Raw genomic sequence first — 24396 nt, 5'->3', positions numbered from 1 at the left:
GGGCGAAGGAAGCCGGCACTGGTGACACCAGGAACCCCGTTGGCGCCGAATTCCTGCGGGCAGCAGCGCCACCGCCCCTGGAGTACTTCGTCCAGGACGTCCTGATCCGCTGCACCGTGATCTCGACTGCAACCGCCTTTCGCCCGGGACACTACGGCGACCACAGCCTGCACGGCACCCTGGTTTCGGCGCTCTGCCCGGCAGACCGGAAGATTCCGGCTGAGACGGACCTATTGCACGGCGCTAGAGTCCAACAGCGGAGGGGGTGAAGATGGCGCTGAACAAGAAGGGTTCCCGGCGCATAACCGTTGACGGGATCGAGTACCGCTGGCGGATCCGCAGGAAGCCCTCCTACATGCAGGGACTCTGCTGGGCACCGATGACCTACGCGGTCGAAGCGGCCAGAGGCAGCCAGCCGGGCACGGCCTTGATCGTCACCAGCGGCCAGGCCCATCCCAGTAACTGGGTGGGCGTCGAGACGGAGCCCATTCGTCCAGCCCACGTTGCCGCCAGCATTCGAGAGGCACGGGATCAAGGCTGGGATCCAAACCGGGTCGGTTCTCCTTTCCAGCTCGACCGATCCGCAGGATTCATCGCTCAACCATGAGACAAAGCGGAGTAGCGCGGCGCATCTGGCCCGGCTTCATGGCCTGGTGACCACATGGATGCGCTGCTACTGGGACGAGGAAGACACCTGGTTCTACTTCGAGGTCGATGCCGAAGGCTGGGTGATCCGGCAGGTCGAACTCGAAGGGCCTGAGTTGCCTACCTCGCCGAGTGGCAGCGGGCCCGCGAAGCGGGCCGCCTCGATGAGTACGACAGCAGGTTCGGGATCACCGCCGAGCTGCCCGTCTCGGAATGGGAAGGCCACGACCCCGAACAACTCACCTCCGAGGAGTTCGAGGAAGTCTGGGGCCCTGCCCGTCGCCAGATCGCATCACGGCCCAGCTGACCTCTCGGCCCCACGGAGACTTCTTGGCATCATCGCGACATGACCCCGGCCCTTCCCCGCACTGTCCGCTATCGCCTCACGGCGAACCACGTGCACGCCCACGCGCCCACACTCTATGCGAAGAGCATCCCAACCTGGTGCCGCGGCGCCCGCCGGTCGGCCCTACCCCGTTACCTTTCTCGTGGCCCCGCAACGGGGCGCCTGGCCCCCGGGCCCGGTATGGCTGTTTGCCCCCTGTCGAAGGGATGACCTGGGGGGTGTTGCCGCCGGGCTTCGGGGCACCGCTTGACCGCTGATGAGGGGCCTGGCGACCGCCCGGTCCGGCGCAAGGCCGGACCGCTTTGTGGGTGGGGATGTCTGCGTAACGTGGTTGCCGGCGTGTGGTTCCGCAGGGACGGCCGGGAGGTGAGGAGACGAGAGGCGGGGGGGCACGCGCACATGGTCGACACGACCGCGATAGATCTCTTTCTCGGCCTGGATCTGGGCAAGGAGTTCCACCACGCCCACGGCCGGGCCAGGGATGGCAGAACCGTGCACGACAAACGGCTGCCCAACACCGAACCGAAGCTGCTGGAGCTGTTCACCAAGCTGGTGGCGAAGTTCGGCACCGTCCTCGTGATCGTGGACCAGGTCGCCAACATCGGCGCGCTGCCGCTGGCAGTGGCCCGCGCGGCGGGCTGCCGGGTGGCCTATCTGCCCGGTCTGTCGATGCGGCGGGCCGCCGACCTGCACCCGGGTGAGGCCAAGACCGATGCCCGCGACGCGTTCGTGATCGCCGAGACCGCCCGGTCCATGCCGCACACCCTGCGGGCGGTGGACCGCGACGACGAGGTGCTGGCCGAGCTGACGATGCTCACTGGCTACGACAACGACCTGGCCGGCGAGGTCAACCGCACCACCAGCCGGCTGCGCGGCCTGCTCTCCCAGATCCACCCCTCCCTGGAACGGGTGCTGGGGCCACGCCTGGGATATCCCTACGTCCAGGCCCTCCTGCAGCGGCACGGCTCGCCTGCCCGGCTCAAGAGACTGGGCCGGACCCGCTGCGAGGCTCTGCTCAGGGCACACGGCTCGCGCAAGGCCCACCACCTGAGCGGGGAGATCTTCGACGCGCTCGCCGAGCAGACCCTCGTCGTTCCCGGAACCGAAGCATCCGCGCTGATCGTGCCGGGCCTGGCCGCCCAGCTCGCCGCCGCCCACACCCAGCGACGCCAGGCCGAGCAGGAGATCGCCGCCCTGCTGGAGGCCCTCCCTCTTTTCCACCTCCTGACGTCCCTGCCCGGCCTGGGCGTCAGGACCACCGCCGCCGTGATCGTCGCCATCGGCGACGGCAGCGGCTTCCCCACCGCCGGACACCTCGCCTCCTACGCCGGACTCGCTCCCGCCACGAAGTCCTCGGGAACCTCCATCCGCGGAGAGCACGCTCCCCATCGCGGCAACCGCCTGCTCAAACGAGCCCTGTTTCAGGCCGCGTTCGCCGCGATCGGATGCAAAGCCGACCCGTCTTCCCGGATCTACTACGACCGCCAGCGTGGTCGCGGCAAGACCCATACCCAGGCCATCCTCCGCCTGGCGCGGCAACGCGTGAACGTCATCCACGCCATGATCCGCACCGGGACCCTCTACGAATCCCGCAGCCTCGACCTGGCGGCCTGAACACCCATCACACGCCCGGGCACCGGCACGGCCACCCCGCCGAGCCGGCCCCCGGCCTGCCCGCACGGCACCCGATCCGCCGGGAACGTCACGCTTCGCGTGACGTTCCCGAAAACCAGCACGAACACGCACGAACTGGCCCCATCAGAGTTGACGAAACAGATAGGGGCCCCCGAACGACAACCTCGAACTGCCCTGGAACCACCTCGACCAGACTCACCCGCCGAAGCATACGGACGCCGCCAAGTCGACGTCACCGCCATTCCCTGGCCCCGGTGCCGTTGCTACTTCTCAACAACACTCGGAGCATCCCCACCTCCTGGTGCTGCTAGCTCTCGCCAACAGACGTTCTTCGCTCTCACCTACGCAGCCAGTGAGCACCGGCTCGGGCAGCAGGTCGTCCGTGAAGTTGCCGCCGCCCTCGGTCGTGAACCACACCGTGTCGCCGCCCGGGTCGGCGTCCGCGGCCGCGAAGTGCGGGCTGCGGCGCAGCGCGTCGGCGACCCGGACCAGGTCGTGGTCGGCGTCGAACAGCGGGCTCTTGTCGCGGTCGATGGGCGGATGTGACTGAGCGTTTTGGTTGGCCAGTTGAGCGTTCATTCCTGTATTGGGCCGGGGGGAGCCGGCGGCTGCTCGTCTCGCCGCCAGAATGTCGGACGCCACCAGTACAGAGTGCTCAGGTCCTCAGGCCATGTGCCACTACTGCTCGGCGTTTCAAAGGAGTCCCGCGACGGGTCAATCGGGCGCCATTCCGGATCCAGCGGCTCATCCTGCGCCGGAGGTCGCACGTGTTTGAGAAAGCGTTCTTCCATCGCGCCGAAACGCTGGTAGTTGCGTTGTGCGTCCACCAGGCACACCGCGTTTGCGCCGGAGCTCCACGGCCACCGCAGCTGGGCCAGGTCTTCCTCCCAGAAGCAGACAGAGCAGATGTCGTACGACCCCATCTCGCCGAACATCTGGTGTCCACAGCAGGGGCAGGGCAACCAGCCTCCGGGGGGCGGCGCAGTAGTGCTCTCGGGGTTCACCAACGATGCCCCTGCCGCTTCTGCTGCTTCCAGTGACTTCAGCTCGGCCAGCTCAGCTCGTATTTGCTCATTTGGATCACTCACGGACACAAGAATCCCATCCGACAGATCAGCGAGCAGCGCGCCTGTGACCAGCCAGGTGTTCTCGCAGCGGGCCAACAGCGCTCAGTCACAGCTGAGCCGAAGCTCAGGAGTTGTCACCGGCGACGCCGCATGAGCCGGCGAATGTGACCGGTCGAAGCAGTCTGGTTGTCACCAACAAGGCATTCGCCCTGTCACATGCGCTCATTCAGCACTCTTTCTGTCACCAGAAACGTGGACTCAGGGTGTGCGGACCACGGCTCCGGAGACGAACCATTGCACCAGGGCGGCGGCGAGGTGGACTCCCGCGCGGGCCGCCTCCAGGGTCTCGGGCACGGTCGCGGTCCGGGCACCGTGCCGGGAGGTCTGCCCCTCCCACAGTGTCCGCATCATCGCCTCGGCCGGGGCGATCGGGTCGCCGCCCACCGGGGTGGGGATCGCGGCGGTGAACTTATGCCGGGCGTTCCTGATCTCCCCGAGCATGGTGCCGAGGGTGGCCTTGGCATTGTTCGGCTGGATGACCGCGTGCGCCGCCGACTCCACCGCCTTGATCGCCTCGCTATACGCGCGCACCGCGTCCGGGCCGCGCCCGTACGCCGCCTTCCATGCCGCCTCCAGGTGGTCGGCCGCAGAGCCGACGCACTGCTGGTCTGCAGCCTCAACAATGGTCTGCCTCACCGCGTCCCGGACGGCCGGGGCCACCCTTTCTTCCAGCCCGTCCTCCATGTCCGTGACCCGGTAGACGGACCCGCCGTTGCTTAGGAGCAGATCAAGAGCTTCGACGGGCCCGTCCGTCTCCACCTCGAAGTAGTAGCCGAGCAGCGCGTCGACGATGTCGAGCAGGTTGTCCCCGGTGCTGCTCGTGAGGGTTTTCGTGTAAGGGAACAACCCGGCGTGCTCGCGCAGCACTGGGATCCGCATCCGTACGCACAGGAGCTGCGCTGTGTCTTCGTCGTATCGGCCACCCCCGATGAAGAGGGCTTGTTCCACCCACTTTTGCAGTGGTCCAGTGAGGTGCGGGGGTATGCCCTCGAACGGCCCGTCGAATTCGGGTTCGGCGAGGCCGACGCGGACCGAGAAGCGTGGGCGGGGCGTGGTTGTCATGGCGAAACGGTAGCGGCGCGTGCGATCACAATGGACAGCTTTTCCTTCGAGCGCGTTGCCCTGCCGGGACCGCACCTAGGGTCTCCTCGGTGGGTCCGAGGTAGGGGCGAGGGGCTGCACGCCATTCTCTGACCGCTGGCACCGCCAGGCGCGGTCAGCGCCGCCCTCCTCGCACGGATCCCCGATCCAGGCTGGCAGCATGGGAAGTTCCGGACACTGGAGCGGTCACGTGCAGATGAGGCACACCGTCCGCCGTATAGCGGCATGGTGACAATGCCCCTGCCTTTGTGACAACTATCGTGAGCCTTTTCCATCTTGATCAGGTGGCGAGTTCGAGGGCGAGGACGGCACGGACGACGGCGGTGATCCGGATGGTGCTGCAACGGAGCTTTCGCAGGAGTCGCCAGCATTTGAGGGTGGCCATGGCGCGTTCGCCGAGGCTGCGGATCTTGGCGTGATCGCGGTTGTGACGCCGGCGCCAGCCGCGCAGATTCTTGCCCCGGAACGGGACGCGGGCAGCAGGGCCTGCACCCTGATACGCCTTGTCCGCCCAGCACTTGATGTCTTCGGAGGTCAGGGCGGCAGGGATGCCGTGGGTTCGGGCCGCGGTCAGATCGTGCACGGCTCCGGGTAGCGCGTCCGAGGCCCAGATCAACCGGCCGGCTGGATCGGCGAGCACCTGCACGTTCATTCCATGGTGTTTCTTCTTCCCGGAGTAGTACGGCTGGTCGGCAGCGATGCGGTCGATCGGCAGCACGGTGCCGTCGAGGATCACGTACGCCTTCTTCCGCACAGCTGTCATGGCCTGTTCCAGCGTGGGCGCCCGAGCGGCCATAAGATCAACGGCCTCGCGTATGTACCGGTAGACCGTCGCGATCCCGACCCGGAAACCCGCTGCGAGCCGGGCGTAGGTGTCGCCGCAGCGCAGGTGGGCCAGGACGAGCAGGGCCTGCCGGTCACAGTTGAGGCGACGCCACCGGGAGCCGATGCGGCGCCGGTGACCTGCGAGAAGACCGGTGAGGTGCTGCAGGGTACGGCTGGACAGATCAATACCGGACGGGTAGACAAGCACGCGAAAGCTCCTGACGGACTGGTGATCTTGGTCGTGAACCCGTCTACCAGGAGCTTTCTTCGTACCCGCCGTCGGGGCTGCCGGCCCAACCACCCGTCACGAAGAGGTTCAATACGTCAGCCACTCCCTTTCGGGGATCAAGTCCTCGATCCATTCCTGGCCTCGCATGGCCCACTGAGGAGCAATGAACACTGGGCGACAGCGGGCGTGGTCGCCGTTCTGCTGGCAGCGCAGGATCAATCCCAGACTGAGGAGATACGGCTCCCCGCGGGGCCCGAAGCGCAGGCCGTCGACGTACTCGGGCAGGGTCGGATCATCCTCAAGTGTTGACGCGGTCTTATCGAGCCAGGGTTCGAGTTCCGAGGGCAGCCGGCCAACCAGAGGAGTGCCGTCGAGGGTGACCTGGGGGCCCCGGCAGGCGTCGACAGCTACAGCAGCCAGGGTCTGGGACTCCTGGTCGTAGTAGGTGTCGATGCCAACTCCGTAGAAGGGATACCAACGCGCGTACATCTCACCCCATCCCGTGATCGGCTCGCCCAGAGCTGCTGAGACTTCCTCCTTGCTCTGGCCGAACCGTATGGGCCCCACGGACTTCGATGGGACCCACGTCCACTCAGGACGTTCCCCGTCCCAGAGGAACCTCTCCGCGAACCAGACCAACGAACCCACCCCAGATCGAAGCATGCGTGCAGGAAGCATTCTCGCAAGGCGCGTTGCGGAGGCACCACGCGCCTGCCTGCGGGGCCCGATCCAGAATCCGGAGCGAGCCCTGGGCGACTGTGGTGACACAGCCTGCCAGAGGCGAGAGGCGGACGAGGATCGAAGGTGCAGGCAGCGGACCGGGTCGCGCTCACTCCGGCAGGTGGCATCGCATCGCAACGATGGTCGTAGGCAGCCCCTGCCTTCACCGCACTTCAACGTGAGGTTGGAAAAGGCTCCGTCTCGCGTGCGTGCGGAACGGCGGGAGTCCCGCGCGGGGTGCTGCGGGCAGGTGCCCGATCGTGCTGCGCTATGGGCTTTTTTCTATAGCTTTTCAGCTTCTTGGTGCCGTTCTGGGAACCTTGCTGGGTGTGCGGAGAGAGAAGGTGATGCGGCCCGGTGCGGGCGTGAGTGAGGAGATGGGATGCGGGAGCGGATACGCGCGGGCGATCGCGAGGCGTTCGGCGAACTCTATGAGCAGTATGCGAAGGCGGTGTACAACCATGCCTTCCGGCTGACCGGCGACTGGTCGGTGGCCGAGGACGTCATGTCGGCGACGTTCCTGGACGCCTGGCGGACGAGGGAGAAGGTCGGAGAGGAGGGGGGATCGCTGCGGCCGTGGCTGCTGGGGATCGCGACGAACAAGGCGCACAACGCCAGACGCGGTGTCCGTCGGCGTTTCGCCTTCCTGGCCCGGGTGCCCGCCCCGGAGCCGGTGGAGGACTTCGCGGACGAGGCGGCCGGGCGGATCGACGACGCCCGTCGCCTGGACGCGGTTCATCGGGCGGTGCGGGGCCTGCGCCGTCAGGAGAGGGAGGTGCTGGCGCTGTGCGTGTGGTCGGGGTTGGACTACCAGCAGGCCGCTGACGCGCTGGGGGTACCGGTGGGCACTGTGCGCTCACGCCTGTCGCGCGCCCGGGTCAGGCTGCGGGACCTGACCGACCGGCAACTGGCCGAAGAAAAGCGGGAACCGCGCCCGGGGCGCGGAGAGGTAGAGAGTGAGGCCGCGTTCGCGGCCCTGTCCGTCCAGGAGGGAACCCGGTGAACGCCACCCCGTACCGGCCCGCACAGGCCGAGCGCGAGGAGACGGCCCGGCTGCTGCCGGCCCCGGCCGAACGGGACCTGCCGCCGGGCCGCCACCTCCACCACAAGGAACTCCTCATGCGACAGATCGACCAGGACACCACCCACACCTCCCACCAGCCAGGCGGACTGCGCCGGCGCTTGGTCGACGCGGCCGCCCCCGGCCGTCCCCGGCGCCGACTGGTCCTCGGGGCGTCGCTGGCCGCAGGGGCGATGGCTGCGGTCATCGCGGTGACCGCCGTCGGTTCCAATGCCCCGACCACGGTCCCTCAGGCGGCCAGTGCTCCGGGCGGCTCGGTCAGCGAGCGCGGGCCCGGCGGCGCGTCACCCCAGGCCGTCCAGCTGCTGACCCGCATCGCCGCCGTCGCCGCCAGCACCTCTGCCCCGCAGGTCCGTGACGACCAGTACATCTACATCGCCAGCCAAGTCTACGGCGCGAGCAAGAAGATCGGCGCCGACGGCGACGGCGCCAAGGCCCAGTACAACGACGACGGCACCGGGACCACCCACCCCCGACAGGCATGGTTCTCCGTCAACGGCAGCCGCGACGGTCTCCTCACCGAGCCCCTCAACCCGGGCTTCCGGCCCGGTGAGGAAGGCGTCAACCTCGGCAAGAACACCGAGCCCTCCCTCCAGCTGCCCACCTACACGTACCTGGCCTCCCTGCCCACCGACCCCGACGCCCTGCTGACAGCCGTCTACGCCCAGAACACCGGCGTGGACAAGAACCTCAACCCCGACCAGGAAGCGTTCCAGACGATCGGCGACGCGCTGCGCGAGTCCCTGATGCCCCCGCAGATCGGGGCGGCACTCTACAAGGCCGCGGCCAAGATCCCCGGGGTGAACGTCGTGGACGACGCCGTGGACGCGTCCGGCCGGCACGGCGTGGCCGTCAGCCAGGACCACGGCAACCAGCGCACCGAATGGATCTTCGACAAGGACAAGCTCACCTACCTCGGCGAGCGGACCGTCCTCGTCAACGACGACAGCGCCGGTGGCAAAGCCGGACGCATCCTCGTCAGCACCGCCGTGACCGAACGCGCCGTCGTCGACAAGGCCGGCCAGAAGCCTTCTCCTGGTACAGCCACCTGACCTTCGACACCGGTCCCGGTGCCCGCCCGCCCAGCAAAGTGGCAGGCGGGCACCGGGACCGGTTCTTCCTCAACAGACCACAGACCTGCCCGGGAACACTCACGTGACGCTCCTTCCGAACCGCACAACCGACCGGCCGCAACCCGCCGGGCCGGGCGCCGTGACCCGTCATCGACGCGCAGAGAGGTCCGGGCGCAGCGCGCTGCGCTGTGTGTCGGTGGTCGTCGCGGTCCTGCTCTGCCTGGGAGCGCTCGCGGGCTTCCAGGCACTGCGGGGTCTGCCGGTGCCTACGGTTCCGCAGCTGCCCCATGTCCTCTTCAAGCAGCGTCCAGACGGAGATCAGCTCCTCCGGCTCCCACTCCTGCCGCACGACCAGGGCCCTTCCCTTCTGCATCGACCAATCCGACGTGATCAAGATGCCGACGACCGACCGGGCCGGGACGGGAACACCGAAACCCGGGACAACACGCCGTCACATCGGCTACAGAGAGCTACTTGTCACTTCGCCGTAGCTATGCGAGCGCAGGGCCTCGTTCCCCGTGGGTTCAAGGGAACCGAAGGCTCTTCAGCCTGAACCCACGGGTCCACCGGTCTGCTTCAGGTCGATGCATCCGTGGGTTCGGTGGGAAAACGAGGATGCTGTGCAAGCCGAAGAGCTTCGGCCGTGACATCGGCATCGACCTGTGCCGGTGTTCTGTCGCCGTATTCGAGGATGTCGTACTCGTCGTCCAGGTTGGCGAGTTGTTCGACCAAGGCGAGTTCGTGCCCAAAACGATGGTGGATCCGGAAGGCCAGCTCGCGTGGTGTCAGCTCGCCGGCCAGCATCCGGGCGGCACGTGCTCGTGCGGCGGCTTCCTGTCCGGCAACGCTGTCCGCTGGGTGGAAGGTGAGGCCCAGTTCGTCGAGTGCCGGGGGAAGCAGGTCGGGGACGTCGTAATCCGCCTCCGTGCGTGTGCGCGCGGCCAGGATCCGCAGGGCAGGACTGTCGAGGCCGGCTACGAGTACATCACAGGCAGCAGTGACGACGTCGGTTGCGGGGATCTCGCCCATGCTCCGGAGAACGGTGCGGTCCTGAAGTTCGCGGGCTGCTGGTTCGGTCGACGGCATCTGTCCATGATCTCGTCAGTGGGTTGAGCGGGTCGAGTGGGTTTCACTGCGATTCCTGCTCGGCAGCTTCTCCCAGAAGCGCGCGTGCTGAGTCCGCGTAGCGGATGGCGGTCTTCTCGTTGATGCCGAAGACGAGGGCGAGCTGGAGCGGGTCGGCGCCGTGGGTGAGGGCTTCTTCGAGCTGGCGGTCGACGCGGAGCCGTTCGAGGGTGGCGGTGAGGTTGCGGGTGGCCCGGGTGGTCCAGAGCTTGCCGGCCGGGCCGAGTTCGACGGCGGTCTTCTGGGTAGTCAGCAGGTGCGGGTTGGCCGTGTTCGGCCAGCGGTTGCGGCGGTGGTCAAGCCAGTCCAGGACCGCACGGTGGGTGAGGTCGTCGAGCGGGCGGACGTGGCCGCCGACGGTGATGCGTCGGTTGCCCAGGTCGATGTCGCCCAGCTGCATGGTACGGATCATCTTCGGCCGTGCCGCGTGGACGGCGGCCAGGGCGACGATGAGCCGGATGTCTGGGGTGGTGGCGGTTGCGATGGCCTCGTTGATGTCCGCCTGGTCGAGGGCTTGGAGGACGCCGCCGGTCTGCCGGGGGACGCGGATGCGGATCGTGGGGTTGCGGAAGATCTGGCCGTTCTTCTTCGCGTGCCGGAACAGTGACCGCAGGGCGACGATCCGGCTTTCGCGCTGTTTGCCGGTGGCGGCGTCCCGGGCCGCGATGATGTCCTCCCGGGTGACTTCTCGCAGGTGGTCGTAGCGGCTGGACCACTCCAGCAGCACCGGCTGGAGCTCGCCCAGGTAGGCCCATGCCGTGTGCCGGGAGCGAGGCTCGGATCGCGGGCCACCGTCGAGGAGAGTGCGGATCCAGGCTTCGACGACGAGGTGGATGCCCGGCGGCATCCCCTCGAGTTTCCGTTCCAGCCACCGATCGACTGCGGGTGCCCGGTCGTCGGTGAACAGGCCGAGGCGGTCGAGGACTTCGGCGGTCCGCACGACGGGAAGCCCACGGACTCGCAGGGCCGGGAAGAGCTCGGAGTACCGGATCGACTCACCTTCGCGGAAGCCAGACAGCACGATGACCAGAGCTCGGTTCACGTCGCTGGCGATCCAGCGGCTCCAGCCGCGGGTTTCTCCCAGCGCCCGAGCGGCCTGCCGGGCCTGGACAAGCCAGGGGTTGGCCAGGTCGGCATGGAGTTCCCGGTCGAACCGGCGGAAGTCCCGAGTGGCAGTGAACAGCGTCAGTTGCGTCAACGTGGTGATCACGCGGTGTGGTTCGGGAACCGGCGGCGGCTTCAGCACGCGCCGCCCGGCCTTGCCGACCCGGGGCCCGCCGTTCTTGGGCCGCTGGAGGTTCGCGAAGAACAGCTGCTGGCAGGTCACCCGCCGCAGGTACGGCTCGATCACCGACGCCTTGCCGCTCGCCTTGATCGCCCAGGTTGCCTGAGCCCGGCAGAGGCGGCAGTAGCCGTGCTTGCCATCGACCGGGACCTGTCGTCGGCAGCCGACGCACTCGCCGACGGCGTGCAGCTGGCCGTAGGTATAACAGCCGCGGCAGAACCGGCCGGGCAGCTGACCCAGGCGAAACAGCCCGAGCAGGAGGCCGCCGGCTTGTTCTCGCTGATCTTCCCCATGGCGATGGTGACCAGGTCACATCGGCGGCAGGGAACGGCCGTCGCGGCGCTTGGGCACGACGGCCGGGGCCACCATCGAACCGGTCGTGGCCTCCTGGACTCCAGCCTGCTGACCCGGGCGACTGACCTTCCCGGGCTCGGGAATCAGCAGATCGCCGATCTCGCAGCCGAGCACGACACAGATCACGTCCAGGTCCTCCAGCTTGAGGGAGACCGGCTGGCCGGACCACAGGCCGGACATCTTCCCGGCCGAGATCACCAAGCCGTGCTCGGCGAGGCTCCGCTGGAGCTCGGACGCCTTCCAGATCCCCTTGTTCGCGGCGGTCAGCCGCAGGTTCCACTTCATCCCATCAGTCCTTCCAGCCGCTTCGCGACCCGCTGCTGCCCGGACACCCAGGCGTCCTCGACCCGGGTCTGCTGGACGTGGATGTACCGCATCGTGGTGGCGATCCAGGAGTGACCGAGGACCTCTTGGATCCCGAGCAGATCAAGCCCTCCGAGGTAGAGCTCGGACGCGCAGAAGTGCCGCAGGACGTGCGGCGTCAGTGTGTTGGCCCAGCCAGGCAGATGAGCTTCCGCAGCGGCGGCCAGACCGTTGCGCAAGGCGTCGTCGCCGACGCGGCGCGAGGAGCCGTCGGTGTTCTTGCGCTCTGAGGGGAACAGCGGGGCACCGGGTCGGGTGTGGTCGTCGTCGAACTGGCCCCAGACGTCCTCGATGAACCACCGCAGCGTGCGGTCGGCGCCGTTGATCAGCGGCACCATCCGCTCGCGCGGGCCCGAGCCGCGGGCGCCCTTGCCGTGACGCACGTGGAGCTTGCCGAAGCGGCCCAGATCCCACTTGATGTCCGCCAGATCGAGCTTGCATGCCTCGCTCACCCTGAGTCCGACCTGCGACATCAGCTTCGATGCGGAGTAGTTCCGCGCGGTGGGGGCGAACTTGCGGCAGGTCGCCAACTCGCCGCCCCAGCCGGTGAACAGTGTCTTGATCTCCGGCTCGGTCGGCGGGATCCGCAGGGCGGCGTCCTTGGATCCCCGTGGGCGGTTCATCTCGTCGATCGGGCACTCGACGACCCGCCCGGTCATCCGGTGGATCTCGACCTTGTGCCGGAGCTCCAGGAACAGGAAGTACGTGGTCAGCGCCTGCGCTCGGGCCAGCCGGGTGCCGCTCGGCGAGCCCCGCAGCACCTTGCCGAAGTACCCGTCGGCGTCGGCCGGCTCCATATCCCACAGCGGCCGACCGAACCAGGCCCGCATCTGGTACATCAGCCTGGCACGTCCTTCAGGCCAAGGAGTGCAGGTGTCCGCTCTTCCACCGCCCGTGTTCGATGAGGCCCAGCTGGAGCCTGTGCTCAATGACGAGGGCACGCGCGCCGTGCTCCGCGACGTGACCGTGGTGGTGCCCTCCGACGCCGTGCTCGGCGAGGGGCAGACGATGGTGCTGCACTGGTCCCCGGACGGCGCCTCACCGTGCCCGGACGGCTTCCCTGTCCCGGCCGACCGGAAGGTGCTGGTGCCGGCCTCGGTGGTCATGGCGACCATCGGCACCACCGCGACGCTCAGCTACGAGATCACCGGCAATGATGCGGCGGCCGTCTCGCAGTCCTTGGAGGTGACCGTCCCGCAGACGGTGGGCCCGGCTCCGGTCATCAAGGCCGCTCTCGTCGGTGGGCTCCGGCTGAGCGTCAAGGCCGTGGAGGAGCAGGGCCACCTGCCGGTGGCCATCTCCATGACGTGGGCCTTCGTCGAGGCCGGCCAGGTCGTTACGGCGGAGTGCGCAGGATTCCTTCCCGGGGAGAAGAAGGAGCACACGGAGCAGATCCTGGACTACGTCGTCTCCGAGCAGCGGGCCAAGCCCAAGAAGCTCGGCGCCGAGACAATGAGCGTCCAGGCCCCGGCGTCCTTCATCCAGAAGCTCGACCAGCGCCGGGGGCTGACGGTCCGCCACAGCGTCTCCTTCGGCGGCACCCGTCCGGCGGTGACGGGCGAGACCAGCGTGGAGCTCACTGCCTGACGGCGGCCGGGCCGGACCTGTGAGACCCGGCGCAGGCCCGGCCGCCGGCCTTCAGAAAACCATGGTTACTTGAGGGCACACTGCGTCCGTGACGACCCTGACCGACGCGCTCGGCGCCGACGACGACCTCCTGGGCATCTTCCCGGCCCGCCCGACCGAGATCCGCATCGGCTACGCCCGGGTCTCCACCGGCGGGCAGAAACTCGACCGGCAGATCGACGCCCTCACCCTCGCCGGGTGCCGGCGCATCTTCCCCGAGAAGAAGTCCGGGAAGAACGACCTGCGCCCCGAGCTGAAGGCGTGCCACGCCTTCCTCCAAGCCGGGGACACCCTCGTCGTGCCCTCCCTGGACCGGTACGGCCGCAGCCTCCAGGACCTGGTGAACATGGTCGCCGAGCTCCGCAAGCGGGAGATCGGCTTCACCTCCCTGCACGAGAAGCTCGACACCATGACGCCCGGCGGCCGTCTGATCTTCCACGTCTTCGCCGCGCTCGCGGAGTTCATCCGGGAGCTGATCGTGCAGGGCACCAACGAGGGCTTGGCCGCCGCGCGGGCCCGCGGCCGCTTCGGCGGCCGGCCGTCGGTCGTCAACGACAAGCTGCTGCGCGCCGCCCGCGACATGCTTCTCAACCCCGAGAACAGCATCGAGACCCATCGCGGCCCTGCTCGGCGTCTCGGTCGGCACTCTCTACAACCACATCCCCGACCTCAAGGAACTGCGGACCTCCCGCGTCCCGGCCCAACTCCCGGGCGCTGATCGGTGACGCTCACGCCGGACCGGCGGGCCTGATCAGGCCCGCCGGTCCGCTACTGCGTACGCAACGCTTCAGCTGCCGCAGGCACAGCCCGCAGCCGCCGGCGCGGCCTCGGCCGCCTCCGGCTGACCGGCACAGCAGGCGTCACCGCCGAGCGCGGCGCTCTTGCCCAGCTGGTCGGCGTCGGCCTTGACGACGTAGACCTCCCACGGCTCCTTGCCGGGGCCGTGGACCCAGACCTTGTCCTGGAGGGCGTAGCAGCAGGAGGTGTCGTTCTCCTCGAAGGTCGCGAGCCCGGCGTCCTTGAGGCGGGTGGTGGCGGCGGTGACGTCGTCGGTGGTCTCCACCTCGACGCCGAGGTGGTCCAGGCGGGTCTCCTGTCCCGGCTCTCCCTCGATGAGGACGAGCTTGAGCGGCGGGGTGGTGATGGCGAAGTTCGCGTAGCCGGGGCGCCGCTTGGCGGGCTCGACGCCGAAGAGCTTGGAGTAGAAGGTGACCGACGCTTCGAGGTCGGCGACGTTGAGCGCGAGCTGGGCACGGGACATGGCGGTCTCCCCGGATCGGTTGCATCGATGCCTGTCGATGCAACCTTGCGCCTTGGATCGATAAACTTCAACATAGAGGCATGTCGAAACAAGAGCTTGTGGTGCTCGGCCAGGACGGCACCGAGGGGTGCTGCCCCGCCCTGCTGACCGCCCCGCTGGACGAAGGCCAGGCCGAGACGCTGGCGAAGGTGTTCAAGGCGCTGGGCGATCCAGTCCGGCTGCGGTTGCTGTCGATGATCGCCTCCCGTGCGGGCGGGGAGGTCTGCGTCTGTGACCTCACCCCGGCCTTCGACCTGTCGCAGCCGACGATCTCCCACCATCTCAAGCTGCTCAAGCAGGCCGGGCTCATCGACTCCGAGCGGCGCGGGACGTGGGTGTACTACCGGCTGCTGCCGCAGATGACCGACCGCCTCGCGGCGATCCTCACCCGGCCCGTCGGACAGTCCCTGACCGAGACCGCGCCAGCTGGGGCCGCCTCGTGAGCGGCGAAGCGACCACCACGGCGGCGCCCGAGGGGCCGGTCGCCCGTCGGCTGTCGTTCCTGGACCGGTTCCTCGCCGTGTGGATTCTGATCGCGATGGCGGCCGGCCTCGGCCTGGGCCGCCTCGTTCCCGGCCTCGGGGACGCGCTCGCGAAGGTCACCGTCACCGGCGTCTCGCTGCCGATCGCGCTCGGCCTGCTCGTGATGATGTACCCCGTGCTCGCCAAGGTCCGCTACGACCGGCTCGACACCGTCACCCGCGACCGGCGCCTGCTCATCCCGTCCCTGGTCCTGAACTGGATCGTCGGCCCGGCCCTTATGTTCGCTCTGGCCTGGGTCTTCCTGCCGGACCTGCCCGAGTACCGCACCGGCCTGATCATCGTCGGCCTCGCCCGGTGCATCGCCATGGTCATCATCTGGAACGACCTCGCCTGCGGCGACCGCGAAGCCGCCGCCGTCCTCGTCGCGCTGAACTCCGTCTTCCAGGTGATCGCGTTCAGCCTGCTCGGCTGGTTCTACCTCTCCGTACTCCCCGGATGGCTCGGCCTGGAGCAGACCGCGCTCGACGTGTCCGTCTGGGAGATCGCCCGAAGCGTGCTGATCTTCCTCGGCATCCCGCTGCTGGCCGGGTTCCTCACCCGCCGCCTGGGCGAGAAGGCCAAGGGACGCACCTGGTACGAGACGAAGCTGATCCCCCGCATCGGGCCGTTCGCCCTGTACGGGCTGCTGTTCACGATCGTGGTGCTCTTCGCCCTCCAGGGCGACGCCATCACCTCGAAGCCGCTCGACGTCGCCCGGATCGCGCTGCCGCTGCTGGTCTACTTCGCCGTCATGTGGGCCGGGTCCATGGCCGCCGGGCGCGCGGTCGGACTGGACTACCCGAAGGCCACCACGCTGGCGTTCACCGCCGCAGGCAACAACTTCGAGCTCGCCATCGCGGTCGCCATCGCCACCTTCGGCGCCACCTCCGGCCAGGCCCTCGCCGGAGTCGTCGGCCCACTCATCGAGGTCCCCGTCCTGATCGGCCTGGTCTACGTCGCCTTGGCCGCCCGCCGCTTCTTCCCTCAGCCCACCCCGACGGCCGGTCCGGTCGCCGCCCCGGAAGGTTCCGCCCGTGTCTGAGACCTCAAAGCCGTCCGTGCTGTTCGTGTGCGTCCACAACGCCGGCCGCTCCCAGATGGCCGCCGCCTTCCTCACCCACCTCTCCAAGGGCAAGGTCGAGGTCCGCTCCGCCGGGTCCGCACCGGCCGACGCCGTGAGCCCGGCCGCCGTCCAGGCGATGGCGGAGGTCGGCATCGACATGTCCGCCGAGACACCGAAGGTGCTGACCGTGGACGCCGTGCAGGCGTCCGACGTTGTGATCACCATGGGCTGCGGCGATACCTGCCCCGTCTTCCCTGGCAAGACCTACCTCGACTGGAAGCTCGACGACCCGGCCGGCCACGGCATCGAGGCCGTCCGCCCGATCCGCGACGAGATCGAACAGCGCATCCGCAACCTGCTCACCGAACTCCAGCCCCACTGACGCTTCTCGTAGCAGAACGACTGACGTTGTCGTGGCAGACGACAGGTCTGGACCACGGGCGCCGTTCCTCAGGACCGGCCGGTGGTGGTGATCGTCGCCGGACCGGCGGGCAGCGGGAAGTCCGAACTGGGCGCCCTCCTGCTGGCAGTCCTTGAGCGGCGGGGCGGCGCGGTACTGATCGGCCGTGACCTCTACAAGAGCGCCCACCCCCCACTACGCCGACCTCATGCGCGGTGATGACCGCACGGCGGGCGTGCGGGTCCGTCCCGACGTCCTGCGGTGGCAGGCGGAGACCGAGACGTACGCACGCCGCAACCGGTTCGACGTGGTGCTCGAAGAGCCCGTCGCCGACCTGGAGGAGGCATGCGCGACGGCCCGCTCCTACCGCGCGGCTGGCTACCGCGTCGAGGTGGTGGCGCTGGCCACGGCGGACGCCACCGCACAGCTCAGCGACCTGGACTACTACCTGACACAGGTCGCCGAGCAGGGGGGGTGCCCCTATCTGTTTCGTCAACTCTGATGGGGCCAGTTCGTGCGTGTTCGTGCTGGTTTTCGGGAACGTCACGCGAAGCGTGACGTTCCCGGCGGATCGGGTGCCGTGCGGGCAGGCCGGGGGCCGGCTCGGCGGGGTGGCCGTGCCGGTGCCCGGGCGTGTGATGGGTGTTCAGGCCGCCAGGTCGAGGCTGCGGGGTTCGTAGAGGGTCCCGGTGCGGATCATGGCGTGGATGACGTTCACGCGTTGCCGCGCCAGGCGGAGGATGGCCTGGGTATGGGTCTTGCCGCGACCGCGCTGGCGGTCGTAGTAGATCCGGGAAGACGGGTCGGCTTTGCATCCGATCGCGGCGAACGCGGCCTGAAACAGGGCTCGTTTGAGCAGGCGGTTGCCGCGATGGGGAGCGTGCTCTCCGCGGATGGAGGTTCCCGAGGACTTCGTGGCGGGAGCGAGTCCGGCGTAGGAGGCGAGGTGTCCGGCGGTGGGGAAGCCGCTGCCGTCGCCGATGGCGACGATCATGGCGGCGGTGGTCCTGACGCCCAGGCCGGGCAGGGACGTCAGGAGGTGGAAAAGAGGGAGGGCCTCCAGCAGGGCGGCGATCTCCTGCTCGGCCTGGCGTCGCTGGGTGTGGGCGGCGGCGAGCTGGGCGGCCAGGCCCGGCACGATCAGCGCGGATGCTTCGGTTCCGGGAACGACGAGGGTCTGCTCGGCGAGCGCGTCGAAGATCTCCCCGCTCAGGTGGTGGGCCTTGCGCGAGCCGTGTGCCCTGAGCAGAGCCTCGCAGCGGGTCCGGCCCAGTCTCTTGAGCCGGGCAGGCGAGCCGTGCCGCTGCAGGAGGGCCTGGACGTAGGGATATCCCAGGCGTGGCCCCAGCACCCGTTCCAGGGAGGGGTGGATCTGGGAAAGCAGGCCGCGCAGCCGGCTGGTGGTGCGGTTGACCTCGCCGGCCAGGTCGTTGTCGTAGCCAGTGAGCATCGTCAGCTCGGCCAGCACCTCGTCGTCGCGGTCCACCGCCCGCAGGGTGTGCGGCATGGACCGGGCGGTCTCGGCGATCACGAACGCGTCGCGGGCATCGGTCTTGGCCTCACCCGGGTGCAGGTCGGCGGCCCGCCGCATCGACAGACCGGGCAGATAGGCCACCCGGCAGCCCGCCGCGCGGGCCACTGTCAGCGGCAGCGCGCCGATGTTGGCGACCTGGTCCACGATCACGAGGACGGTGCCGAACTTCGCCACCAGCTTGGTGAACAGCTCCAGCAGCTTCGGTTCGGTGTTGGGCAGCCGTTTGTCGTGCACGGTTCTGCCATCCCTGGCCCGGCCGTGGGCGTGGTGGAACTCCTTGCCCAGATCCAGGCCGAGAAAGAGATCTATCGCGGTCGTGTCGACCATGTGCGCGTGCCCCCCCGCCTCTCGTCTCCTCACCTCCCGGCCGTCCCTGCGGCACCACACGCCGGCAACCACGTTACGCAGACATCCCCACCCACAAAGCGGTCCGGCCTTGCGCCGGACCGGGCGGTCGCCAGGCCCCTCATCAGCGGTCAAGCGGTGCCCCGAAGCCCGGCGGCAACACCCCCCCCCCAGGTCATCCCTTCGACAGGGGGCAAACAGCCATACCGAGCCCGGGGGCCAGGCGCCCCGTTGCGGGGCCACGAGAAAGGTAACGGGGCGGCCGGTACGTCTCCTGGGGCAACTTCGACCGGTGCGCCCGCAACCTGCCGCTCTTCTTGCAGACCGTCGAAGCCGAGCGGCTGGCGGACCAGGTCATGGTGGTGCGGCGCGGCCTCCGGGCCCGGTACCGCAACGAACTCACCGGCAACGCCTGGCGCACCGCACCGGCCGCACCCCAGGCGCTGGCCGCGGACCTGGCCCGGCCGTGGACCGCATCGGTGATCTGGCGCTTCCACCGCCAGATCACCGGCGCGCAGCAGCGGTTGCATCCCGCTGTGCTCACATCCGAGCGGCGCCTGGCGGTCGCCGGTGGCCTGGAGCGCGCGGCCGCGCTCGCCGAGCCGGTCCGCCGGGTTGCCCAGCCGCTCATGGAACCCCCCGGCGTCGACTACCACCGCCTCTCGCCCGGCGAGCACAGATGGATCTTCGACGAGCTGATCGCCCCGATGCACCTGGGCTCCATCACCCCGCAGGACGACCCGGTCACCCTGTACGTGATGGGCCCGCAGGGAGCCGGGAAGACCCACGCGGCACGCGCACTCCGCCGCGCGCTGCGCCGACGCAGGCCCATCCGGATCGAGGGCGGCACCTTCAAGGCCATGCACCCCGACTACCGACGGCTCCTCGAAGAGGACCCGCGGACGGCCTCCGCCCGCATCCGGGCCGACTACCGGGCATGGCAGGAGATGGCCGAGGCGTACGTACGGGCGCGCCGCGGGGACATGCTGATCGAGATCGCCCCGGACAGCGTCGGCCACTTCCTCGACGGCGCGCGCCACCACCGGGAGGGCCGCCGCGTGGAGTTGGTCGTGCTCGCGACGCGCGCCGCGGACAGCAGGCTGGGCACCGCGGCCCGGTGCGCCGAGGTGGCCCGGCTGGGCGGAACTCCCAGGTTCACCGCGGCGGCCGCGCACGACGCGACGTTCCGGCTCGTCCCCGACGTGGTCCGCGCGGCCGAGGACTCGCCGTACGTGCACTGCGTCTCCGCCATCCGCAGTGACCTCACCGCGGTGTACCGCAACGAGCGCGCCAGGGGCGGGTCCTGGGCCAGGGCACCCCGGGGCGGGGACGTGGTCAAGACCGAGCAGCACCGCCCGTACACGGCGGCGGAAGCGGCCTGGTTCTTCGCCACCTTGCGGGGGCTGAAGCGCGAGCTGCCGCAGTACCGGCCGGATCTGGTCGACATCGCTGCCCTGGCCTGGCCGCTGATGCCCGCCCACCTGCGGCCACGTTCTCTCACCGCCGCGGTCACCACGGCACCGCTGCCCGTTCTCCGACAGAACCCGGGCTACTGGCCGCGCACGCGCTTCTGTCCACGCGGCCCGCGTTCGTGCTTCGACACGGACGCGGGCCGCTGCCATTTGCTGGTGGTGCCGGCTCAGCTCGCCCGGCGGGCGCGCAGCACCCGGTCGTCGGCGTGGTGGGCTGCGCTGGCCGAGCCCGGGGGACGGGGGCGCTTGTCGTCGACCTCGATGGTCCAGCCGGCCGTGGCCTTGATCGCGGTCACGAAGTCGTCGATGTTCAGGTAGGCGTCGGGGTCGAACGGGCGATGCACGTGCTGTGGGTCGCGCATCGCCTCGAGGTCGTGGCCGAGGATGACCAGGGAACCGCCGGGGGCGACGGCGTCGAGCACATTGTGGACGCCGCGCAGGTCGGGCGTACGCGGGATCGACGCGTACGCCGCCGAGACAAGGTCGAACCCGCCCTGTGCCGACCCCTGGGCAAACGGCTCCCAGGCGTTGGCATCGGCCAGCTCGCACGTGACAGTCAGGTCGCGCCGCTCGGCCTCGCCCCGGATCCGGTCGAGCGCGCGCGGGGAGATGTCACTCGCGGTCACCTCCCAGCCCTGCTCGGCCAGCCAGATCGCGTCACCGCCCTCGCCGGCGCCGACATCGAGCGCACGACCGACGGGCAGGTCGGTCACTTCCGCGACCAGCGAGCCGTTCGGGTTGCCGCTCCAGACCGGGTCGCCGGAGTAGCGGTGATCCCAGTCGGCGACGGGGCCGGACGGGCGGGCCGCGGTGCGCACGTCCTCGGCGGCGAGACTCATCGCGACGGCGCCACCGACGCGGCTGCCGTGGGCGGCGGCCGGGAGCACCTGGTGGCTGGGGTCGGTGATGCTGCCGACCGCGTAGACCCCGTCGATGGCGGTGGCGCCCATCGCATCGACCTCGATCACCTCGCCCATGCCGGTCGAGTGGGGCGAGGGTCGCAGGCCGAGTCCGGTGAACGGCTCGGCGCGTGGCGCGAAGCGCGGGTTGATCAGGATCGCGTCGGCGCCGATCGTCGAGCCATCGATCAGCTCGATCCCGGTGAGACGGCCGTCCGCACCGGTGAGGACACGGTGCGTGGTGGTGGCGAGGCGTACGTCGACACCCGCTGAGACGAGGGTGGCGACCCCGGACTCGTCGACCTCCACACCGTCCGCAACGAGCACGGTCAGACGCGCGGACAACTGCCGCAGCAGCGGGGTGACATGCAGCCCCATCGGATGGGTGATGAGCTGGACCAGCCGCTGGTCGCGCACCTCGTAGCCGTGGCAGAACGGGCAATGGATCACCGCCCTGCCCCAGTGGTCCGCCAGTCCCTCGACCTCGGGAAGCTCGTCGACCAGGCCGGTCGCGACGACGATCCGGCGGGCGACGACGGAGGTGCCCTCGGCGAGCTCGACGACGAAGAGCTCGCCGTCCCGGGCCACCCGCACGGCGCGGCCGGACAGCACCTCGCCCCCATAGCGGCGCACGTCCACGCGACCAGCGGCGAGCAGCTCCGCCGGGTCTGTGCCATCGCGTCCCAGGAAGCTGTGCATGTGCGCCGCAGGCGCGTTGCGCGGCTCGCCGGAGTCGACCACGATCACCGACCGGCGCTGCCGGCCGAGCTGCAGGGCGGTGGCGAGGCCGGCGGCCGATCCGCCGATAACGGCGACGTCGCAGTGGCGGATGACGGTCGGAGCGGCAGATGCGCCGGAGGTGGCGGGGTCGGTGTGGTGATGACTCATGTCCGCCACCGTAGAAACCCCCGGCGTTATATGCCAGACTCCTTGCGGAATCCGCAAGGAGGAACCGTGAGTCGACTCGCCGACATCGAGCACGTTGTCCGGACCCGGCTGCGCAGCCTGCGCACCACGCTCGGGCTTTCCCTCGACGAGCTCGCCGCGCGCACCAACCTGAGCCCGTCAACGATCAGTCGCGTCGAGACCGGGAAGCGCACGATCAGCCTCGACGTACTGCTTCCGCTCGCCGCCGGCCTCCAGGTCGGCCTGGACGCACTGCTCGACGTGAGCGGCGACGACGACGTGGTCATCCGCCCCACGCCGAGCTGGATCGAGGGGCGCACGACATGGGCGCTGAGCAGGCCGGACAGCAGCACCGTCGCGGTGAAGGCGCTGATCGAGCCGACCGCGGCCCGGCCACAGCAGCGGGTCCACCCCGGCCACGACTGGTTGTTCGTGCTCAGCGGGCGGCTCCTGCTCCTGCTCGGCGATCGCGAGATCGCCGTCGAGGCCGGCGAGGCGGCCGAGTTCGCCACCATGACCCCGCACGCGTTCGCCGCGGTCGACGGCCCGGTCGAGCTGTTGATGATCTTCGACCGCGACGGGCAGCGCGCGCACGTGCATCGTGGGAAGGAGTGATCAGCAGCGAGCCCACCACGGTCCGAGGCACTGTCACGTTGTCGGCGGCGGTGGGACGATCTTCGGGTTGTCCGTGCCGGGGAGAGGAGCCGGTGGTGTCGTCCACGGTGCTGTCGTACAAGAACCACCGCTACCCGGTGGAGATCATCTCGCACTGCGTATGGCTGTATTTCCGCTTCCCCCCTCAGCTTCCGTGAGGTGGAAGAGCTCATGCTCGAGCGCGGCGTCATCGTCTCCTACGAGACGATCCGGCGCTGGTGCCTGAAGTTCGGGCAGGCCTACGCCAGCAGCCTGCGCCGGCGGTGCCCGCAGCCCGGGGACAAATGGCATCTGGACGAGGTGCTCATCAAGATCAACGGGGAGTGGAAGTACCTGTGGCGTGCCGTCGACGCCGACGGCGCGGTGCTCGACATCCTCGTCCAGAACCGCCGCGGCAAGGCCGCGGCCAGGCGTTTCTTCCGCCGGCTGCTGAAGAGTAGCGGGGCGGTGCCCAGGGTGATCGTGACGGACAGGCTCGCCTCCTACGGTGCCGCCCACCGCGAGGTGATGCCCTCGGTGGAGCACCGCTCACACAAGGGGTTGAACAACCGGGCGGAAAACTCCCACCAGCCCACCAGACAGCGTGAACGCGCGATGAAAGGCTTCCGCAGCACAGGCTCGGCGCAGCGGTTCCTGTCCGCGTTCTCCGGGATCTCACCCCACTTCCGGCCCCGCCGCCACCTGATGAGCGCCCCCGGCTACCGGGCCGAGATGACCATCCGCTTCGCGATCTGGGACCAGGCCACCTGCGCCACCGGCCAGCCCGCCAAGGCCTGAGCACCGGCCCGAACCATGCCCCCGCCACGCCCCGACGCACCGTCAGAGCCCCACGCACCCAACAACGTGACAGCGCCCTTCGTGCTGGTCAGGTGTGTCCTTGGTCGGAGCACATGATCAGACGAAGGCCGTGTTCACGTCCGGCGGATCCCCGCGCGAGTGATCAAGTTCGGGGCGCTGTTCGAGGATGGCTGCTTGCGGAAGCGGGTCAATGCGGGGATTCCGAACTATCGGATTCGAAAGGCCAGACATCGTCTGCAAAGACTCGCGCGAACCAATGAGGCTGGACATCCCGCAGCCGCAGCGTGCGCCAGCGGCGCGGGTCAGCGGGTTCCGGGACCGCGACCTCCACGTCAGGGCCGTAGGCGAAGAGCCTCTCCTGGCAGACACCGCAAGGCGCCAGGATCCAGTACCCGCGATCGCCATCGGAGGCCGTCACGCACACCGAGGCCACCACACGCCGCCCTCGCTTGAAGGCTTCACAGATGGCGCCGGTCTCATGGCACAGGTTCACGGCGCTGTTCGGCACGTCCGGAGCGGTGCTCGTGAGGATCGCGCCGTCGTCGAGGCGCAACGCAGCGGCTCCGGACCAGTCCTGCCCGGGGAAGCGCGTACGCGCCAACTCGATCGCGGCATACACCAGTTCTTGATCAACGGACATACGCGAAACCGTACCCCCACCGGACCACAGCCAGAGACGAGTACCGAGCGGGCGACTTACCCGCGGACCAATAGGCGGAGGTTAAAGAACAAGCTTACTGATCATTTCAGAATGAGGTTCGGAGTCTTCGCAAGCAGATGATGCTGCAGGCGAGTTGGAGTAGTCCGAGGTGGAGATCGGCTCGTATCTCGTAGCGGATCCGCAGGCGTTTGAACTGGTGGAGCCAGGCGAACGTGCGCTCGACGACCCACCTGGTCTTGCCGAGGCCGGATCCGTGGGCGGTGCCCTTGCGGGCGATCTTTGGCGTGATGCCACGGGCGCGGAGTAG

Annotated in this window: 25 protein-coding genes and 4 pseudogenes; 15 read left to right on the top strand and 14 right to left on the bottom strand. The window is 69.0% G+C overall.

Going from position 1 to position 24396, the window contains the following annotated elements:
• Positions 1-271 precede the first annotated feature (271 nt).
• The 3 genes and pseudogenes from ACF1CT_RS34735 to ACF1CT_RS34725 all read left to right on the top strand — a co-directional run bounded on the left by ACF1CT_RS34735 (position 272) and on the right by ACF1CT_RS34725 (position 2605).
• The gene (locus ACF1CT_RS34735) at positions 272-607 is read left to right on the top strand and encodes a hypothetical protein (RefSeq protein WP_391788015.1); all 336 of its coding nucleotides are present in this window, start codon (positions 272-274) and stop codon (positions 605-607) included.
• A gap of 58 nt (positions 608-665) precedes the next feature.
• Positions 666-952: pseudogene (locus ACF1CT_RS34730) on the top strand (hypothetical protein).
• Positions 953-1390: 438 nt separating this feature from the next.
• Complete coding sequence (locus ACF1CT_RS34725; protein WP_391788014.1) at positions 1391-2605, top strand: IS110 family transposase; 1215 nt, start codon at positions 1391-1393, stop codon at positions 2603-2605.
• Positions 2606-2896: 291 nt separating this feature from the next.
• On the opposite strand, the gene ACF1CT_RS34720 is transcribed toward ACF1CT_RS34725, so the two are convergent.
• The 5 genes from ACF1CT_RS34720 to ACF1CT_RS34700 all read right to left on the bottom strand — a co-directional run bounded on the left by ACF1CT_RS34720 (position 2897) and on the right by ACF1CT_RS34700 (position 6547).
• Positions 2897-3205, bottom strand: coding sequence for a hypothetical protein (locus ACF1CT_RS34720; protein WP_391788013.1), 309 nt, complete (start codon positions 3203-3205; stop codon positions 2897-2899).
• Positions 3202-3630, bottom strand: a complete 429-nt coding sequence (locus ACF1CT_RS34715; protein WP_391788054.1) for a CPCC family cysteine-rich protein — start codon at positions 3628-3630, stop codon at positions 3202-3204. Before ACF1CT_RS34715 ends, ACF1CT_RS34720 begins: the two co-directional genes overlap by 4 nt.
• A 321-nt stretch (positions 3631-3951) precedes the next feature.
• Positions 3952-4815, bottom strand: coding sequence for a hypothetical protein (locus tag ACF1CT_RS34710; RefSeq protein ID WP_391788012.1), 864 nt, complete (start codon positions 4813-4815; stop codon positions 3952-3954).
• A 319-nt stretch (positions 4816-5134) separates the two neighbouring features.
• Complete coding sequence (locus tag ACF1CT_RS34705) at positions 5135-5887, bottom strand: transposase family protein (protein ID WP_391788011.1); 753 nt, start codon at positions 5885-5887, stop codon at positions 5135-5137.
• Between the two features lie 108 nt (positions 5888-5995).
• Positions 5996-6547, bottom strand: coding sequence for a hypothetical protein (locus ACF1CT_RS34700; RefSeq protein WP_391788010.1), 552 nt, complete (start codon positions 6545-6547; stop codon positions 5996-5998).
• A 463-nt stretch (positions 6548-7010) separates the two neighbouring features.
• On the opposite strand from ACF1CT_RS34700, the gene ACF1CT_RS34695 reads away from it, so the two are divergent.
• Both ACF1CT_RS34695 and ACF1CT_RS34690 read left to right on the top strand, forming a co-directional pair.
• Positions 7011-7631, top strand: a complete 621-nt coding sequence (locus ACF1CT_RS34695) for an RNA polymerase sigma factor (RefSeq protein ID WP_356930350.1) — start codon at positions 7011-7013, stop codon at positions 7629-7631.
• Positions 7628-8761, top strand: coding sequence for a CU044_5270 family protein (locus ACF1CT_RS34690; protein WP_391788009.1), 1134 nt, complete (start codon positions 7628-7630; stop codon positions 8759-8761). Before ACF1CT_RS34695 ends, ACF1CT_RS34690 begins: the two co-directional genes overlap by 4 nt.
• 597 nt (positions 8762-9358) lie before the next feature.
• Here the strand turns inward: ACF1CT_RS34690 and ACF1CT_RS34685 are convergent.
• The 4 genes from ACF1CT_RS34685 to ACF1CT_RS34670 all read right to left on the bottom strand — a co-directional run bounded on the left by ACF1CT_RS34685 (position 9359) and on the right by ACF1CT_RS34670 (position 12748).
• On the bottom strand, positions 9359-9868 hold the full coding sequence (locus tag ACF1CT_RS34685) for a hypothetical protein (RefSeq protein WP_391788008.1): 510 nt from the start codon (positions 9866-9868) through the stop codon (positions 9359-9361).
• 43 nt (positions 9869-9911) lie between these two features.
• A complete protein-coding gene (locus tag ACF1CT_RS34680) occupies positions 9912-11258 on the bottom strand; it encodes a hypothetical protein (protein ID WP_391788007.1) in 1347 nt (448 codons plus the stop codon).
• Between the two features lie 243 nt (positions 11259-11501).
• Positions 11502-11831 (bottom strand): helix-turn-helix transcriptional regulator, encoded by a 330-nt coding sequence (locus ACF1CT_RS34675; protein ID WP_014177719.1) that lies wholly within the window; start codon positions 11829-11831, stop codon positions 11502-11504.
• Positions 11828-12748, bottom strand: a complete 921-nt coding sequence (locus tag ACF1CT_RS34670; protein WP_391788006.1) for a tyrosine-type recombinase/integrase — start codon at positions 12746-12748, stop codon at positions 11828-11830. Before ACF1CT_RS34670 ends, ACF1CT_RS34675 begins: the two co-directional genes overlap by 4 nt.
• Before the next feature lie 34 nt (positions 12749-12782).
• Between ACF1CT_RS34670 and ACF1CT_RS34665 the strand changes: the two genes are divergently transcribed.
• Together ACF1CT_RS34665 and ACF1CT_RS34660 are read left to right on the top strand one after the other, a co-directional pair.
• Positions 12783-13496: a hypothetical protein gene (locus tag ACF1CT_RS34665; protein WP_391788005.1), complete on the top strand. Its 714-nt coding sequence runs from the start codon at positions 12783-12785 to the stop codon at positions 13494-13496.
• An 88-nt stretch (positions 13497-13584) separates the two neighbouring features.
• A complete protein-coding gene (locus ACF1CT_RS34660; protein ID WP_391788004.1) occupies positions 13585-14253 on the top strand; it encodes a recombinase family protein in 669 nt (222 codons plus the stop codon).
• 69 nt (positions 14254-14322) lie between these two features.
• On the opposite strand, the gene ACF1CT_RS34655 is transcribed toward ACF1CT_RS34660, so the two are convergent.
• Positions 14323-14796 (bottom strand): ArsI/CadI family heavy metal resistance metalloenzyme, encoded by a 474-nt coding sequence (locus tag ACF1CT_RS34655; protein WP_391788003.1) that lies wholly within the window; start codon positions 14794-14796, stop codon positions 14323-14325.
• 80 nt (positions 14797-14876) lie between these two features.
• Here ACF1CT_RS34655 and ACF1CT_RS34650 point away from each other — a divergent pair, with 80 nt between their 5' ends.
• The 5 genes and pseudogenes from ACF1CT_RS34650 to ACF1CT_RS34630 all read left to right on the top strand — a co-directional run bounded on the left by ACF1CT_RS34650 (position 14877) and on the right by ACF1CT_RS34630 (position 17322).
• Positions 14877-15278 (top strand): ArsR/SmtB family transcription factor, encoded by a 402-nt coding sequence (locus tag ACF1CT_RS34650; RefSeq protein ID WP_391788002.1) that lies wholly within the window; start codon positions 14877-14879, stop codon positions 15276-15278.
• Positions 15275-16399: an ACR3 family arsenite efflux transporter gene (gene arsB, locus ACF1CT_RS34645; RefSeq protein ID WP_391788001.1), complete on the top strand. Its 1125-nt coding sequence runs from the start codon at positions 15275-15277 to the stop codon at positions 16397-16399. Before ACF1CT_RS34650 ends, arsB begins: the two co-directional genes overlap by 4 nt.
• Positions 16392-16802 (top strand): arsenate reductase ArsC, encoded by a 411-nt coding sequence (locus ACF1CT_RS34640; protein WP_391788000.1) that lies wholly within the window; start codon positions 16392-16394, stop codon positions 16800-16802. Before arsB ends, ACF1CT_RS34640 begins: the two co-directional genes overlap by 8 nt.
• 72 nt (positions 16803-16874) lie before the next feature.
• A pseudogene (locus tag ACF1CT_RS34635) lies at positions 16875-17039 on the top strand (zeta toxin family protein); the annotation flags it as partial.
• Positions 17029-17322, top strand: a complete 294-nt coding sequence (locus tag ACF1CT_RS34630; protein WP_391787999.1) for a zeta toxin family protein — start codon at positions 17029-17031, stop codon at positions 17320-17322. The pseudogene ACF1CT_RS34635 and the gene ACF1CT_RS34630, both read left to right, overlap by 11 nt.
• Positions 17323-17466: 144 nt before the next feature.
• Here the strand turns inward: ACF1CT_RS34630 and ACF1CT_RS34625 are convergent, their stop codons facing one another.
• The gene (locus ACF1CT_RS34625) at positions 17467-18681 is read right to left on the bottom strand and encodes an IS110 family transposase (RefSeq protein ID WP_391787998.1); all 1215 of its coding nucleotides are present in this window, start codon (positions 18679-18681) and stop codon (positions 17467-17469) included.
• A 374-nt stretch (positions 18682-19055) separates the two neighbouring features.
• Here ACF1CT_RS34625 and ACF1CT_RS34620 point away from each other — a divergent pair.
• Positions 19056-19973 (top strand): annotated as a pseudogene (locus ACF1CT_RS34620) (zeta toxin family protein); the annotation flags it as partial.
• Between the two features lie 365 nt (positions 19974-20338).
• On the opposite strand, the gene ACF1CT_RS34615 reads toward ACF1CT_RS34620, so the two are convergent.
• Positions 20339-21958: an FAD-dependent oxidoreductase gene (locus tag ACF1CT_RS34615; RefSeq protein WP_391787997.1), complete on the bottom strand. Its 1620-nt coding sequence runs from the start codon at positions 21956-21958 to the stop codon at positions 20339-20341.
• A gap of 66 nt (positions 21959-22024) precedes the next feature.
• Between ACF1CT_RS34615 and ACF1CT_RS34610 the strand changes: the two genes are divergently transcribed.
• Both ACF1CT_RS34610 and ACF1CT_RS34605 read left to right on the top strand, forming a co-directional pair.
• Positions 22025-22591 (top strand): helix-turn-helix domain-containing protein, encoded by a 567-nt coding sequence (locus ACF1CT_RS34610; protein WP_391787996.1) that lies wholly within the window; start codon positions 22025-22027, stop codon positions 22589-22591.
• A 92-nt stretch (positions 22592-22683) separates the two neighbouring features.
• Positions 22684-23407: pseudogene (locus ACF1CT_RS34605) on the top strand (IS6 family transposase).
• Between the two features lie 208 nt (positions 23408-23615).
• On the opposite strand, the gene ACF1CT_RS34600 reads toward ACF1CT_RS34605, so the two are convergent.
• Positions 23616-24068 carry a cytidine deaminase gene (locus ACF1CT_RS34600; protein ID WP_391787995.1) on the bottom strand — a complete coding sequence of 151 codons (453 nt, stop codon included), beginning with the start codon at positions 24066-24068 and terminating at the stop codon, positions 23616-23618.
• A 106-nt stretch (positions 24069-24174) separates the two neighbouring features.
• A partial coding sequence (locus tag ACF1CT_RS34595) for a transposase (protein ID WP_391787994.1) occupies positions 24175-24396 on the bottom strand: 222 nt, incomplete at its 5' end.

This window comes from Streptomyces sp. NPDC014734, assembly GCF_043083325.1.
Lineage (GTDB): Bacteria > Actinomycetota > Actinomycetes > Streptomycetales > Streptomycetaceae > Streptomyces.
Note: the sequence above shows the minus strand (reverse complement) of the source record. Positions and strands in the feature narration are given on the sequence as shown.